General features: G+C 64.6%; 15 protein-coding genes (1 of these 15 only partly in view). 5 read left to right on the top strand and 10 right to left on the bottom strand.

What is annotated here, in order from left to right:
• Positions 1-266 carry the beginning of a histidine phosphatase family protein gene (locus tag RVY76_RS13685; protein WP_317374728.1) on the bottom strand. 547 nt of this gene lie to the left of the window's left edge, so the window shows 266 of its 813 coding nt (coding positions 1-266); the start codon lies at positions 264-266; its stop codon lies beyond the left edge, outside the window.
• A gap of 1094 nt (positions 267-1360) precedes the next feature.
• Here RVY76_RS13685 and plsY point away from each other — a divergent pair.
• Together plsY and RVY76_RS13675 are read left to right on the top strand one after the other, a co-directional pair.
• Complete coding sequence (gene plsY, locus RVY76_RS13680) at positions 1361-1942, top strand: glycerol-3-phosphate 1-O-acyltransferase PlsY (protein WP_317374727.1); 582 nt, start codon at positions 1361-1363, stop codon at positions 1940-1942.
• Entirely contained in the window at positions 1942-2199 is a 258-nt protein-coding gene (locus tag RVY76_RS13675; protein ID WP_317376774.1) for a hypothetical protein, read from the top strand. Before plsY ends, RVY76_RS13675 begins: the two co-directional genes overlap by 1 nt.
• A gap of 37 nt (positions 2200-2236) precedes the next feature.
• Here RVY76_RS13675 and RVY76_RS13670 read toward each other — a convergent pair whose 3' ends face one another.
• The 4 genes from RVY76_RS13670 to RVY76_RS13655 form a co-directional block, all read right to left on the bottom strand.
• Complete coding sequence (locus RVY76_RS13670) at positions 2237-2506, bottom strand: glycine zipper 2TM domain-containing protein (RefSeq protein WP_317374725.1); 270 nt, start codon at positions 2504-2506, stop codon at positions 2237-2239.
• A gap of 115 nt (positions 2507-2621) precedes the next feature.
• Positions 2622-3992, bottom strand: a complete 1371-nt coding sequence (locus RVY76_RS13665) for a glutamate--cysteine ligase (protein WP_317374723.1) — start codon at positions 3990-3992, stop codon at positions 2622-2624.
• Positions 3993-4053: 61 nt separating this feature from the next.
• Positions 4054-4593, bottom strand: coding sequence for a hypothetical protein (locus RVY76_RS13660; RefSeq protein ID WP_317374722.1), 540 nt, complete (start codon positions 4591-4593; stop codon positions 4054-4056).
• Entirely contained in the window at positions 4590-5309 is a 720-nt protein-coding gene (locus tag RVY76_RS13655) for a 16S rRNA (uracil(1498)-N(3))-methyltransferase (RefSeq protein WP_317374721.1), read from the bottom strand. The genes RVY76_RS13660 and RVY76_RS13655 overlap by 4 nt, the downstream gene beginning before the upstream one ends.
• A 14-nt stretch (positions 5310-5323) precedes the next feature.
• On the opposite strand from RVY76_RS13655, the gene ubiA reads away from it, so the two are divergent.
• From ubiA to RVY76_RS13640, 3 genes are all read left to right on the top strand, one after another.
• Positions 5324-6271 (top strand): 4-hydroxybenzoate octaprenyltransferase, encoded by a 948-nt coding sequence (ubiA, locus tag RVY76_RS13650; RefSeq protein WP_317374720.1) that lies wholly within the window; start codon positions 5324-5326, stop codon positions 6269-6271.
• 65 nt (positions 6272-6336) lie between these two features.
• A complete protein-coding gene (locus tag RVY76_RS13645) occupies positions 6337-8220 on the top strand; it encodes an OmpA family protein (RefSeq protein ID WP_317374719.1) in 1884 nt (627 codons plus the stop codon).
• Positions 8217-8546 (top strand): hypothetical protein, encoded by a 330-nt coding sequence (locus tag RVY76_RS13640; protein ID WP_317374718.1) that lies wholly within the window; start codon positions 8217-8219, stop codon positions 8544-8546. Before RVY76_RS13645 ends, RVY76_RS13640 begins: the two co-directional genes overlap by 4 nt.
• Here RVY76_RS13640 and RVY76_RS13635 read toward each other — a convergent pair whose 3' ends face one another.
• From RVY76_RS13635 to uvrC, 5 genes are all read right to left on the bottom strand, one after another.
• Positions 8547-8984, bottom strand: coding sequence for a molybdenum cofactor biosynthesis protein MoaE (locus RVY76_RS13635; protein ID WP_317374716.1), 438 nt, complete (start codon positions 8982-8984; stop codon positions 8547-8549). It lies immediately after the preceding gene.
• Entirely contained in the window at positions 8984-9235 is a 252-nt protein-coding gene (gene moaD, locus RVY76_RS13630; RefSeq protein ID WP_317374715.1) for a molybdopterin converting factor subunit 1, read from the bottom strand. The genes RVY76_RS13635 and moaD overlap by 1 nt, the downstream gene beginning before the upstream one ends.
• Entirely contained in the window at positions 9232-9897 is a 666-nt protein-coding gene (gene pgsA, locus RVY76_RS13625; protein ID WP_317374714.1) for a CDP-diacylglycerol--glycerol-3-phosphate 3-phosphatidyltransferase, read from the bottom strand. Before pgsA ends, moaD begins: the two co-directional genes overlap by 4 nt.
• Positions 9898-9974: 77 nt before the next feature.
• A complete protein-coding gene (locus RVY76_RS13620) occupies positions 9975-11276 on the bottom strand; it encodes an esterase-like activity of phytase family protein (RefSeq protein WP_317374713.1) in 1302 nt (433 codons plus the stop codon).
• A 96-nt stretch (positions 11277-11372) separates the two neighbouring features.
• Positions 11373-13232 carry an excinuclease ABC subunit UvrC gene (gene uvrC, locus RVY76_RS13615; protein WP_317374711.1) on the bottom strand — a complete coding sequence of 620 codons (1860 nt, stop codon included), beginning with the start codon at positions 13230-13232 and terminating at the stop codon, positions 11373-11375.
• Positions 13233-13277 lie beyond the last annotated feature (45 nt).

Here is a 13277-nt window from a genome sequence, read left to right as displayed (position 1 = left end):
AGCTTGCTCCAGTCGGTGGGGCCGTGGCGCATCAGGAACACCACGTCATCCCGCTGGAACATGTCTGCGAAATTCTGGATCGGCTCGAATCGCAACGTGTTGCCGATATCCGAGATCCGAAGGTCTTCACCTTCGAGAGGCATCGCCATCTCCCCGACGAACGGAGTGACGGAACGGATCATCTCGGGTGTAGGGTCGGCGAGCGCGGTCACGGGCCCGAATGCTGCAACCAGCGAAAGCGCGGCAATGGTGTTCTTGGCGAACATTGGAAAATCCTTTTCAAGGCCGCGTTCTGAGCGCGCGGCATTGGCACAAAGGCGACGAGAAGATCGATGGAAGAGGCCGAATCGGATCATTCGGTCCGAACGCCGGTCCCATGGTCGGTCGAAAACCTTACAATCAGGTAAGCGTGAGAGGCCGCGCACCAAATCACATCGTCGCGCGCGATCACCCACCTTCTTGATCCGCCGGTCAGAACAGTTGGCGAAGCCCCGGCGGACCGCTCCTAGACACGCAATGGACCGCCTGAGAGTTCCCCGAGAATCGCAATAGATCGTGACTGGATCCGCCAGGGGAGGTACCGCGTGGCTATATCCACCGGTCAATCAGCATCGCACCTTCGAACGGCGTGGCAGATTCACAGCCTATTCTCCCCAACCGCGCGACATTGAGAGGCATCACAGGTTGGGCCGTCTGGTATCGACAAAACAGGAAGGAATACGACCCTCTACATGACGCATTCGCAATGATGGCCGCCGCCGCGCTTGCGATACTTTCGATGGTGCAAGACCACCGGATGAAAGTAAGGGAAAACTGCCCAAAACGCCCAAGGAATCTCAACGTTCGTATCGACCGTCAAAGCGGGTGGGCTGGCCGAGATTCTTTAAGGCGACAGGCCCTGACGGTCTCAGGCCCAACCGCCAAAGCTTTCGCCGCCCTTCCCAACGGCGAACTCGAACGCCTGATGATGAGAAGACTACTGAATTGCGTGACGACATCGTCACCTCCCCGCTAACGCACGAAGTGATGGCAGCGGATACGACGAAGAACATGGGAGCAGGAGACATTCTGCCTTGAGGGTTGAGGGATGAGGGGTCGTCATCATGGCCCAGCTGAACGTTAGCTATGACTGTGCATCCGTAACCGGTACCGGCATCTGGACAAGCAACGCTGTGGTTCAATTGATTTTCAGCACGCTCTTGCCGCCCGCAGGTATGTAAGCGAGTTCGGCACGCAGGAAGAACGGGAGGCGTGCATTACAGCGCGCCCCTTTTTTCGAGGCGAGCCCCCGGATGCGATCTCGACCTCGAACGGTGCATGTGGTCAGGATGGCCCGTCCTTCACCCTTCGGAGCGCCAAGATGCTGATCGCGACAGCCATTCTCGCCTATCTCCTTGGATCCGTGCCCTTCGGCATCGTCTTCACGCGGATCTTCGGCCTGGGGGATCTGCGCAAGATCGGTTCCGGCAATATAGGGGCGACGAACGTGTTGCGGACCGGCAGCAAACCAGCAGCGATCCTTACGCTTGTTTCCGATGTCGGCAAGGGAGCCTTCGCCGTCGTCCTGGCGCGCCTCCTCGTCGGGCCGGAAGCGGCCGAAATCGCTGGCTTCGCGGCCTTCCTCGGGCATTGCTATCCCGTCTACCTTGGTTTTCGGGGCGGCAAGGGGGTTGCGACCTTTCTTGGTACGACTCTGGCTCTCGTCTGGCCTGTCGGGCTTGCCATCTGCGCGACGTGGCTGGCCGTGGCGGCGATCACGCGAATCTCCTCGCTCGCGGCACTGGTCGCGGCGGCGTCGAGCCCGCTCTACGCGATCTTCTTCGGCCTCGATGCGTTCGCCGTCGGTCTCGGCGGAATGGCCCTGCTGATCTTCCTGCGCCATCGAGAGAACATCGCACGGCTCATGAACGGAAGCGAACCGAGGATCGGCCGCAAACCGTGATGGACTTTCTGCAGGCCTTCGACGCCCTTCCCCAAGGCGCGTTCGACGGGTGGGCGGATGACCGGAAATACAACGTGGTGAAGTCGCGTCACTCCGGCGGTCGAAGCGAGAAGCTCTTCGCGCGCGAGGCTGGCGGACGCGATCACGTCAGCCTCAATCTCTATCGCCTGTCGGATGGGTCGGTACGACTGTTTCCCTGCGAAATGCCGCGCGAAAAGGTCGTCCGGTTCGTCCTCGACCTCAAGGTCGGGGCGTAGCAAGGCCCCGACCGCGATCGGCCGGAGCCCCATTGCATCAGCAAGGAGCGGTATAGACCTGCCCGCTGGGATACTGGTAGCGGCACTGACCGGGCTGGCGTGCCTGACCGAGGTAGTTGCCAGCTGCGGCACCCGCGGCACCGCCGAGCAGCGCGCCCGTCACGCGATCGTCGTCGCCCGAAACCGCGGCACCCGCGGCTGCACCGAGCGCGGCACCGGTCAGAGCGCCCTGATTGGGATTGCTCGCCGTCGACTGGCATCCTGCCATCAGACCGATGAGCGGCAGCGCAATAAGGATTTTCTTCATTGGGATCTCCAGAGCGTGGGGTTGGTCCGCACTCCGCGGAAGCTAGCGGCAGCCACCCTACTCAGCAAGCCCAGGCTAAATTTTTCGCGATTTCCCGCCGCTTGCCGACCGCCCCCTAGTAGGAATGCGAGGCAAAAACCCGCGTGACGTCGCCCTGCCATTCGCCGTGATAGAGCTCCAGGAGTTCGTCGGACGGGATGCGATCGGCCTCCACGCTCTCCTTCAACGCGTTGAGGAAATGCGTCTCGTCCGGGATCAGACCACCAGCACCCGGGCGCGCCCGCGCGCGCAACCCCCTCTCGGCGATGTTGAGCGTTTCGCGCGCTACGTCGCGCATCGATATACGGCCCACCTTCGCCTGGAGCCCGTCGACCGAGGCCGCGACCCTCAGCGCCTCGCGCTCCTCGGCGGTCCAGTCCTTGCAGAGGTCCCACGCCGCATCGAGCGCGCCCTGATCGTACAGGAGACCGACCCAGAACGCCGGCAGCGCGCAGAGCCTGCGCCAAGGGCCGCCGTCGGCACCCCGCATCTCCAGGAACCGCTTGACCCGCGCCTCGGGGAAGATCGTCGTGAGGTGATCGGCCCAGTCGGACAGCGTGGGCCGCTCGCCCGGCAGAGCCGGCAGCTCGCCCTTCAGGAAGTCCCGGAACGACTGGCCCAGCGCATCGACATAACGCCCGTCGCGGTAAACGAAGTACATCGGCACATCGAGCGCGTATTCCGTCCAGGCCTCGAAGCCGAAGCCGTCCTCGAACACGAAAGGCAGCATGCCCGTCCGGTCCGCGTCCAGATCGCGCCAGATGCGCGACCGCCAGGACTTGTGGCCGTTCGGCTTGCCTTCGAGGAACGGCGAATTGGCGAAGAGCGCGGTCGCAACAGGCTGCAGAGCCAGGCCAACCCGCAGCTTCTGCACCATGTCGGCCTCGGAGGAGAAATCGAGATTGACCTGCACCGTGCAGGTCCGTCGCATCATCTGGAGCCCCAAGCTGCCGACCTTGCGCATGTAGCCGTCCATGAGCTTGTAGCGCCCCTTCGGCATCAACGGCATGTCGTCATGCGTCCAGTGTGGCGCGGCCCCCAGCCCGATGAAGCCCACGCCGATATCGTCGGCCACCGCCTTCACCTGCGCCAGATGGTCGTTCACCTCGTCGCAGGTACCGTGGATCGTCTCGAGCGGCGCGCCCGACAATTCGAGCTGACCGCCCGGCTCGAGGCTGATATTCGCCCCGTCCTTCTCGAGCCCGATAAGCTTGCCGTCCTCGCTCACGGGGTGCCAGCCGAACCGGTCCCTGAGACCCGACAGCATCGTGTGGATCGATCGCTCGCCGTCATAGGGCAGCGGCTTCAGCGTGTCCTTGCAATAGCCGAACTTCTCGTGCTCGGTCCCGATCCGCCAATCCTCGCGCGGCTTGCAACCATCCGCGAGATATTGCGCGAGCTGCTCGTGACGCTCGATCGGGCCGCCGCCGGATTGGGGGATGGACATGGGCTGCGGGCCTCCAGACGTCTCTCGTTCCGGTCGGGCTTGGCCCGGCGGATCGGCGAAGTCAATGCGACAGACGCGGATTGCCCGTGCCAGAACGCTCCCAAACAAGGAAACGGCCGGCTTCGGTCTTCGAGGTTGCCCGGATTGCCGCGGCGTAATCCACCCCCTCGAGCGGGGCGAGCGCGTCGAATATCTTGGCCGCCCCTTCCGCATCGCCCGGGATATGCAGCGCTTGGCCGCTTTCAGGTGTCAGCACCCAGAAGATGTCGGATTGATAGGGTCCGTCGATCGTAGTGTCGACATGGACCCGGATCAGGTCGTCGACCGCCACCGCGCCGCCCCCCTCGGCCGAGAAATAGGCGATCTGCCGCTCCGTCACCTCGACGACGCCCGGACCACCGCCGTCGCCCGGACGACGGGCCCGCGACAGCCCCTCTCGCGCGATGGCCACCCCGCCCAACACGAAGGCCACCCCGACCCAACGCATGATGCCGGGATCGCTCCAAGCCCAGTAGAGACCGAGCGCAGCCGCCGCCGCACCAATCGCAGCCTCGCGCCAGCGCAGGATCGTTTCGAGCGCGCCGGGCCTGAGAAAGCTCACGACCAATCTCCCAGACGCATCTGCCAGAGCGTCAACGCGGCCACCGCAGCCGTGTCCGCGCGCAGGATTCGCGGGCCCAGCGCAACGGGATGCGCGGCCTCCATTGCCGCCAGCCGGCTACGCTCGCTCTCCGAGAAGCCGCCTTCCGGCCCGATCAGGATGGCCCATGGGCCCTTCACCTCCGGCAGCGACGCACCTTGCCCCGCCAATCCTTCGTCGCAGAACATGAGCCGCCGATTTGCCGGCCAGTCGTCCAGCATCCTGTCGAGTCGCGCGATGTCGGCCACTTCGGGCACGAAGGTACCGCCGCATTGCTCGGCCGCCTCGATCGCGTGGGCCTGCAGCCGGTCGCGGCGGACTCGCTCCGAATTGGTGAAGTCGGTCTGGACCGGCACGATCCGCCGCGCGCCCATCTCGGCTGCCTTTTCTACGATGAAATCGGTGCGCGTCCGCTTGATCGGCGCGAAGACCAGCCAGAGATCCGGCGGATCGCGCTGCGGCGCGACCTGGCTCGCGACGCGCAGCACGCCCGCCTTCTTTCGCGCCTCGATCACCTCAGCGTCCCAGGCCCCGCTTCTCCCGTCGAATATCTCGACGATCTCTCCCACGCCCTTTCGCATCACTCCGAAGATGTAATGCGCCTGCGCCGCATCCAGAGGAACGGTTTGCCCCTCTCCCGGCGCGTGATCTACATAGAGACGAATTTTAGAAGGCATGGGGCACGTAGGCTATGGCAAGGTCCGAGGCGAGAGAAGGGCAGGTCGCCGATGCCGTCAAGGGCAACTGGGTCGACAGGCACGCCCCCGAGGCCATCCGTCCTTACCTGCGCCTGTCGCGCGCAGACCGTCCGATCGGCACCTGGCTGCTGCTCCTGCCCTGCTGGTGGGGCCTCGCGCTCGCCTCTGCCGCGTTGGACCGCTTCGGTTGGACGGGGCTCTGGATCGGCCTCGGATGCGCGGTGGGCGCATTCCTCATGCGCGGGGCGGGCTGCACCTGGAACGACATTACCGACCGGCATATCGACGGATCGGTGGCCCGCACGCGCTCGCGCCCCATCCCGTCGGGCCGGGTGACGCCGAAACAGGCGCTTGCATGGGCCGTGGCGCAATCGCTCGTCTCCTTCGCGATCCTGCTGACCTTCAACCTGCCCGCGATCGGCCTCGGGGTTCTGTCCTTGCTGCCGGTGGCGATCTATCCCTTCGCCAAGCGATTCACATGGTGGCCGCAGGTATTTCTCGGCCTCGCCTTCAACTGGGGCGCGCTTCTCGCCTGGACCGCGCAGACGGGATCGCTTGGCTGGCCGGCCGTGATCCTCTATCTCGCAGGGATCTCCTGGACGCTCTTCTACGATACGATCTACGCATTCCAGGACGTCGAGGACGACGCGCTCATCGGCGTCAAATCCACCGCGCGACTCTTTGGGGACCATGCGCGCGGATGGCTCGTGGCTTTCCTCGTCGCCGGTACGCTGTTTCTCGCGCTCGCGGCCTTCCTTGCCCTTTCCGGCGCGACGCTCATCGTCGCGCTTTGCGCGCCGCTGATCTTCGCACTGCATTTGCTGTGGCAGATGGCACGGCTCGATACGAAGGATACGGATCGATGCCTCGCGCTTTTCCGATCCAACCGCGATGCCGGCCTCCTCGTTACGCTGTTTCTTGCCGCCGCGATCCTCGTGTGATTGCGACCGGGTCCGCACCCCCGTAGAACCTCGTTCGACCCGCCCGGACCCGGAGACGACAGCCGATGCGCCTGAAATCCATCCTTCCCCTCGTCACGGCCTTCGCGATCGCCGGAGCGGCGGCGCTCTTCACCGCAACTTTCGCCGCCACCCAGATCGAGGACCGTGCCACCGGCAGCATTCGCGTGGCGCTGGCCGAGGCCGAGATCGACTGGGCGCAGGTCACCGCCGACGGCCTCAGGCTCGAGATGACGGGCACCGCGCCGGACGAGGCCGCGCGTTTCCGCGCCCTCAGCGTCGCGGGCGAGGTCGTCGATTCCTCTCGCATCGCGGACGCGATGGAGGTCGCCCAGACCGACGCGATCGCACCGCCTGATTTCTCGGTCGAGATCCTGCGCCAGCAGGACGAGGTGACGCTGATCGGCCTCATTCCCGCGGAAACGGACCGTCAGGCATTGCTCGACCGCGTGGGCCGCACCGCCTTCAACACGCCGATCGTCGATCTCTTGGAGCAGGCGAGCTACCCCGCACCCGAGGGTTGGAGCCGCGCCGTCGATTTCGGCATCGCCGCGCTTGACGAGCTGCCCTCGGCCAAGATTTCGATCCGCGAGGATGCTGTTGCGATCACCTCCATGGCCGAGAGCGAGCAGGCCCGCGACCGGCTCGAGCGTCGACTCGAAAGCCGCGCGCCAAACGGGATCGAACTCGCGCTCGAGATTTCGGCACCGCGCCCCGTCGTTTCGCCCTATCTTCTGCGGATGAACCGCAATTCCGAGGGAACTCGGTTCCAGGCCTGCACCGCGCCCGACGACGCGGCCGCAGCCGCAATCCTCGCCCAGGCGCATGAGTCGGGCGTGGCGCAAACGGCCACCTGCCGGCTCGGCCTCGGTGTTCCGAGCCCGGAATGGGCCGATGCGGCGACCCGTTCCATCGCCGCGCTCGGTGCGCTCGAAGGGGGGCGGCTCACGCTTTCCGACCTCGCCATCCGACTCGAAGCGGTCGAGGGCCAGGACCCCGACACGTTCGAAAGCGTCGTCTCCGATCTCGAATCGGACCTTCCTGAAGGATTTACGCTGACCGCGATCCTGCCCGACGAAACCGCCGTCGAACCCGAGCTCGGGCCGGCGGAATTCACCGTGACCCGCAGCCCGGAGGGGCAGGTCCAGATGCGCGGGCGTCTGGGATCCGAGCAGTCGCTCGGCGTCGTATCGGCCTTCGCGCAATCGCTCTTCGGGGTCGAACGTATTTCCTCGTCACTCGATATCGCGCCGCAGGTGCCTCAGGGCTGGGCCCCGCGGGTGATGGTTGCGCTCGACAGCCTGTCGCTGTTGACGCACGGCTCCGCCATCGTGAGCGAGCAGGACGTCGCGGTGAGCGGATCGTCGGGCGTAAAGGACGCGAGCGACGAGATTGCACGGATCCTCACCGCCCAGCTCGGCGACGGCGCCCGATTCGAGATCGATGTCAGCTACGACGAGCGTGCCGACCCGACGGCAGGACTTCCGACGCCCGAGGAATGCGTGGAGCGCGTCAACGCGGTCCTGACCGAGCGTCAGATCACCTTCGACCCGGGATCGGCCGTCATAGATGCGGCCTCCCGCGAGAGCGTCGATGCCATCGCCGATATCGTGCGCCAATGCGACGGCGTGCAGATGGAGGTTGGCGGCTTTACCGACAGCCAGGGCCGCGACGAGATGAACCGTGAGCTGAGCCAGGAGCGCGCCGATGCGCTGCTGGCCGCGCTGATGGCGCGCCGCGTCCTGACCTCCGACCTCATCGCCAAGGGCTATGGCGAGGAGAACCCGATCGCCGACAATTCCACCGCCGAGGGTCGCGAGGCCAATCGCCGGCTGGAATTCCGGCTCTTGGGCGGGGACGCGCCCGAGGGCGAGGCCGAGGATGCCCCCGACGGCGAGACGGGTGACGAAGAGGCTTCGGCCGCCGAATGAACCGGACCGAATTCATCATCGCCACGGCCATCATCCTCTTCGTGGCCTTCGCGCTCGGCTGGTTCGCCAACTGGCTCATTCACAGGCTGACCCGGGTGAGCCAAGCCGATCTTGGCGAACTCGACAACATGGCGCGCCTCATGCACCAGGCCGAGGAGGCCCGCGATCAGGCGCTTGCCTACCTGCAGGAACGCGAAAGCGAGATGTCGGACCGGCTTCACGAAGCCGAGGCGGAGCTGCGCGTGACCAGAGAGACCCTCCGCGAGGCACAGGCCGAGAATTCCGAGATGCGTGACTACATCGAGCGCGTCAGCGCGCACGGCTGATCACCAACGGTCGAGCGCATCCTCGTCGGACGCCTTGGCCGCGACCCAGTCGCCGCCATCCACGGTTACTTCCTTCTTCCAAAAGGGCGCACGGGACTTGAGGTAATCCATCAGGAAATCAGCCGCTTCGAAGGCCGCTGCACGGTGGCCCGCCGCGGTCGCAACCATCATGATGGGCTCGCCCGGACGCAACTGTCCGTGACGGTGGAGGACGAGGACGTCGGCAAGTTCCCAGCGTCGCACGGCCTCCTCGGCGATCCCGGCGATCGCACGCTCGGTCATGCCGGGGTAATGTTCGATCTCCATGTGCCTTAGGCCGCCATCGTCGCGCACGATGCCGGTAAAGCTTACCACCGCGCCCACGTCACGGCGTCCGGCGGCGAAATCGTCGAGAAGCGCACCCGCCGCGAAAGGCGCGGATTGCACGCGGATATCCATCAGCCGCCCGTCATCGGCGGGAAGAACGCAACCTCGCGCGCGCCGGAAAGACTTGCATCGAAATCCATGAGCTCCTGATCGACGGCGACCCGCAACGCCGAAAGATCGGCGAAAGCCGCAGCGTAGCGTTCCTCGCGCGCGCGGAGCTGATCGACCAGATCCGCGACGCTCGAGGCATCGGTCTCGACGCGTTCCTTCGGCAAGCCGATCCGCTCGCGCAGCCAGGCGAAATAGAGAATATCGAGCGTCATGCCGGTTCCTTCAGGAACGGTATCGCCTTGCGGAAGTAATCCCACCCCGTGATGAGCGTCAGCGCTGCCGCGATCCACAGCAGGACGAGCCCGAGGAACCCCGCGGCATCGCGAAGCTGGGCGAGCCACAAGAGGCCCACATCGTCGCTAAGCGCGCCGCTCATGATGCCCTGGAAGGTCGCGTCATCGAGCGCGGCCGCCCGTTTCAGCAGATGGTGGAGGAAGATGTCGCGCGCGAACAGGACCGCGATCGCGACCATCTGCGCCGTCGTCTTCCACTTGGCGAGCTTGGTGACCTTCAGAAGCTTCGCCTGTCCGCCCAAAAATTCGCGCAGGCCCGAGACGAAGACCTCGCGGAAAGTGATGAAGGTCGCAGGCAGGACAAGCCACGGCGACATCGAGGAATAGCCCACGATGACGAGCAGCGCGATGATCACCATCGCCTTATCGGCGATCGGATCGAGCATGGCTCCGAAGCGGCTTTCCTGCTGCCAGGACCGCGCAAGATAGCCGTCGACCCAATCGGTGATCGCCGCCCCGAGGAACAGGACCAGCGCGAACCAGTCGGCCCACGGCCGGTTGAAGTAGAGGAACATGACCGCGACACCGGGTGCCGCCAGAAGGCGGAGGACGGTCAGGATGTTCGGAAGGGTCCATTTCATGCGCGATAGATAGCGTTGACGTACCCGGGAAGGAAGGGCGGAGAAAAGATCGTCTTTCGCTCCGCGCCTTCGATGGATCATTCGGCCGTCAGGAACTCGGCCACGTCGAGCAAGATGAACTCGTTGTCGTCGGCGCGTCCGGCCTCGCGACCGACGGAAAAGGGGTAGTTGTTGTCGTTGGCGACGACGATCGTCGTCTCGTCCACACGGTCGACATTCTCGATCGTGACGAAGGGGAAAGTGAAAGTACCGTCCCCGGTGCCGCGCTGCGCGATTCCATCAGGATCTTTGATCCGCATCAGGTCGATATAGGCGATCTTTTCCAGCACGCCGTTCCCGTCGCTGCGTGACAGATCGACAAGGTAGATCCGCTTGAACTCAGCCGGAGTTTCCGAAAAGTCCGGGGCACCTTGCCCATTGTCGCGTTCGATGATCAAGCCGCGCGTTCCCCCGATCAGGTTGAAGTCGCCGATCGCGTGGCCTGCATCCTCGAGCGGATAATAGAGCGTTCGGTCGCCCCATTCGGACGTGTCGGTATTCAATTCGAACATCGGCAGAACCGGCGTGCCCTCGATCCGCATGGCTTCTCCCGCATCCGGATCCCACAGGGGCTTCTCCAGCAGGGGGTATAGCGTACGACCGTCTTCGGAGAGCGCCATCCCCTCGTAGCCGCCCGAACGCATGGCGCGCACCTCCGGCTCGAGCGTGCCGCCCGGATTGGGTGTGGCGACGACCGCGTTGTCGGGCGAGCGGATGATCTCTCCTTCGGGCTCGGTCGCGACGACCTGCCGGACGACACCATCGCCGTCGACCTCGATCAGCCAGGGACCGAACTCGTCGCCGATCCAGTAGCCTTCGCCGACCGGCTGGATCGATTCGAGGTCGAAATCAGCCCCCGTGAGATAGCGCGTGGCTGTCGCCTCGTTGACGATCGGGAAGGGCACGATTCGGTTCGGGTCACTCAGGAACGTTGTTCGCGACGGAATCACCCGGCCCGCCGTCCAGTCGATCCGAAGCTCATGGAACATGAGGAGCGCGTCGGCGGAATTGGACTTGGAGCCGAAGCCGTTGTCGGTCAGCACGAGAAAGCGATCCCCGCCCAACGATCGGATGCCGGAGAACCCCTGCAGCGGCTGGCCCGGGAAAGGCCGCGAAAGGCCCGTTGCATCGTCGTGAATTGCGTAAAGATCTTCGGTCCGGCCGTCTCCGGTGAAGCGGCCCGACATGTTGAACATCGCGGGCGCATCGTCGGGGGCTGCAACGAAGGATTGCGCGGGCAACATCGCATGCGCGGCAAGCGTGGCCGTCATTTCCGGCACATCCTGCGCGGCGAGTGCCGACGGCGCGGCAGCGAAGAGAAGGGCGAAGCGAAGGTTCATGGACGGATCTCCTGTCGTGACCGCGCCCTTCTGCGAGGCGATCATGACGTGCGGACAACGGATCGATGACGGATCCGTGATTCTGCACCCGCGGCTCTACCCCTTTTCGTGGAAGTAGTCGTAGATCTTCTCCGCCAGCCCCTCGCTGATCCCCTCCACCGCCTTCAGGTCGCCAAGATCCGCCCGGCCGACAGCCTTGGCGGATCCGAAATGCGCAAGAAGCGCACGCTTTCGCGTCGCGCCCACGCCCGGCACGTCATCGAGGGGCGTGGCGCTCACGGCCTTGGACCGTTTGGCGCGGTGCGTGCCGATGGCGAAGCGGTGCGCCTCGTCGCGCAGCCGCTGCACGAAATAAAGCACCGGATCGTTGTGGCGCAGCGCGAAGGGCTGCTTGCCGACGCGGTGGAACTCCTCCTTGCCGGCATCGCGGTCGATGCCCTTGGCGACGCCCACCATCGCGATGTCCTCGACACCGTGCTCGCGCATGATCGCAGCGACCGCGCTGACCTGACCCGCGCCGCCATCGATGAGCAGCAGGTCCGGCCAGAGCCCCTTGGACCGGTCGGGATCCTCTTTCAGCAGTCGCTTGAAGCGTCGGTTCAGGACTTCCTTCATCATGCCGAAATCGTCGCCGGGCGTCAGCTCGTCACCGCGGATATTGAACTTGCGATACTGATTCTTCACGTAGCCTTCGGGTCCCGCGACGATCATCGCACCGACCGCATGGGCCCCCTGGATATGGCTGTTGTCGTAGACCTCGATCCGTTCCGGTGCCGCTTCGAGATCAAAGGCCTCTGCCAAACCGTCAAGCAACCTTCCTTGCGTGGCCGTCTCGCTCATCTTGCGGCCAAGGCTCTCGCGTGCGTTCCTGAGCGCACCTGCTACGAGGTCCTTTTTCTCACCGCGCTGGGGAACCTCGATGCGGACCTTTCGGCCGATCTTCTCCGACAGCGCTTCGGCCATGAGGTCGGCATCCTCGATCTCGTCCGAAAGGAGGATCGTGTAGGGCGGGTCCTTGGTATCGTAAAATTGCCCGATGAAGGCCTGCAGCACCTCGGACGCGTCAGCCCCCGCGCCAGTCCGCGGATAGAAGTCGCGGTTGCCCCAGTTCTGGTTCGCACGGATGAAGAAGACCTGCACGCAGGCCTGACCGCCCTCCATGTGAAGCGCGATGACGTCGGCCTCGGCCACACCCTGCGGGTTGATCCCCTGCCCGCCCTGGACATGAGTCAGTGCGCGGATCCGGTCGCGAAGCGCGGCCGCGCGCTCGAATTCCATGTCCTCGCTCGCCTTTTCCATTTCTCGGGCGAGCTGGGATTGCACCTTCGTGGTCTTACCCTGCAGGAACTGCTCGGCATCCTTGACGAGGCCCGTATAGTCCTCTTCCGATATCTTGCCGACGCAGGGTCCGCTGCACCGCTTGATCTGATAAAGCAGGCAGGGACGCGTGCGGCTTTCGAACATCGAATCGGAGCAGTTTCTGAGGAGAAACACGCGCTGCAGTTGCGTGAGCGTCCGGTTGACGGCTCCTGCACTCGCGAAGGGGCCGTAGTAATGGCCCTTCTCCTTCTTCGCGCCACGATGCTTCTTGATCTGCGGATAGCCGTGATCGCCAGTCACGAGGATGTTCGGGAACGACTTGTCGTCGCGCAGCAGCACGTTGAACTTGGGCTTGAGCTGCTTGATGAGGTTCTGCTCAAGCAGAAGCGCCTCGGTCTCCGTCCGCGTGGTGAGGAACATCATCGATGCCGTCTCGCGGATCATGCGGGCGATCCGGGGGCTGTGACCCGTCGGCTTTGCGTAATTCGAGACGCGCTTCTTCAGGTTCCGGGCCTTGCCGACATAAAGCACCGCCTGCCGCGCATCGAGCATTCGATAGACGCCCGGCGAATTGTCGAGCGTCCGCAGGTAGGAGGCGATGCAGTCGTGTCCGATAAGCTCGGGCGTGTCGGTCATGGGTGATCCCGTGATTCTTGGTGTCCTGCAAAATAGGTCGGGCGG

Source organism: Palleronia sp. LCG004 (assembly GCF_032931615.1).
Taxonomy (GTDB): Bacteria; Pseudomonadota; Alphaproteobacteria; order Rhodobacterales; family Rhodobacteraceae; genus Palleronia.
The sequence above is the reverse complement of the archived record's forward strand: the minus strand, read 5'-3'. Positions and strand labels throughout refer to the sequence as shown.

What these genes read in the sequence shown, in the direction of transcription:
- RVY76_RS13620 (WP_317374713.1), bottom strand. Translation starts at nt 11,276, where the DNA reads ATGAACCTTCGCTTCGCCCTTCTCTTCGCTGCCGCGCCGTCGGCACTC.
- RVY76_RS13645 (WP_317374719.1), top strand. Translation starts at nt 6,337, where the DNA reads ATGCGCCTGAAATCCATCCTTCCCCTCGTCACGGCCTTCGCGATCGCC.
- uvrC (WP_317374711.1), bottom strand. Translation starts at nt 13,232, where the DNA reads ATGACCGACACGCCCGAGCTTATCGGACACGACTGCATCGCCTCCTAC.
- RVY76_RS13655 (WP_317374721.1), bottom strand. Translation starts at nt 5,309, where the DNA reads ATGCCTTCTAAAATTCGTCTCTATGTAGATCACGCGCCGGGAGAGGGG.
- moaD (WP_317374715.1), bottom strand. Translation starts at nt 9,235, where the DNA reads ATGACGCTCGATATTCTCTATTTCGCCTGGCTGCGCGAGCGGATCGGC.
- ubiA (WP_317374720.1), top strand. Translation starts at nt 5,324, where the DNA reads ATGGCAAGGTCCGAGGCGAGAGAAGGGCAGGTCGCCGATGCCGTCAAG.
- RVY76_RS13635 (WP_317374716.1), bottom strand. Translation starts at nt 8,984, where the DNA reads ATGGATATCCGCGTGCAATCCGCGCCTTTCGCGGCGGGTGCGCTTCTC.
- pgsA (WP_317374714.1), bottom strand. Translation starts at nt 9,897, where the DNA reads ATGAAATGGACCCTTCCGAACATCCTGACCGTCCTCCGCCTTCTGGCG.
- RVY76_RS13665 (WP_317374723.1), bottom strand. Translation starts at nt 3,992, where the DNA reads ATGTCCATCCCCCAATCCGGCGGCGGCCCGATCGAGCGTCACGAGCAG.
- plsY (WP_317374727.1), top strand. Translation starts at nt 1,361, where the DNA reads ATGCTGATCGCGACAGCCATTCTCGCCTATCTCCTTGGATCCGTGCCC.
- RVY76_RS13640 (WP_317374718.1), top strand. Translation starts at nt 8,217, where the DNA reads ATGAACCGGACCGAATTCATCATCGCCACGGCCATCATCCTCTTCGTG.
- RVY76_RS13670 (WP_317374725.1), bottom strand. Translation starts at nt 2,506, where the DNA reads ATGAAGAAAATCCTTATTGCGCTGCCGCTCATCGGTCTGATGGCAGGA.
- RVY76_RS13675 (WP_317376774.1), top strand. Translation starts at nt 1,942, where the DNA reads ATGGACTTTCTGCAGGCCTTCGACGCCCTTCCCCAAGGCGCGTTCGAC.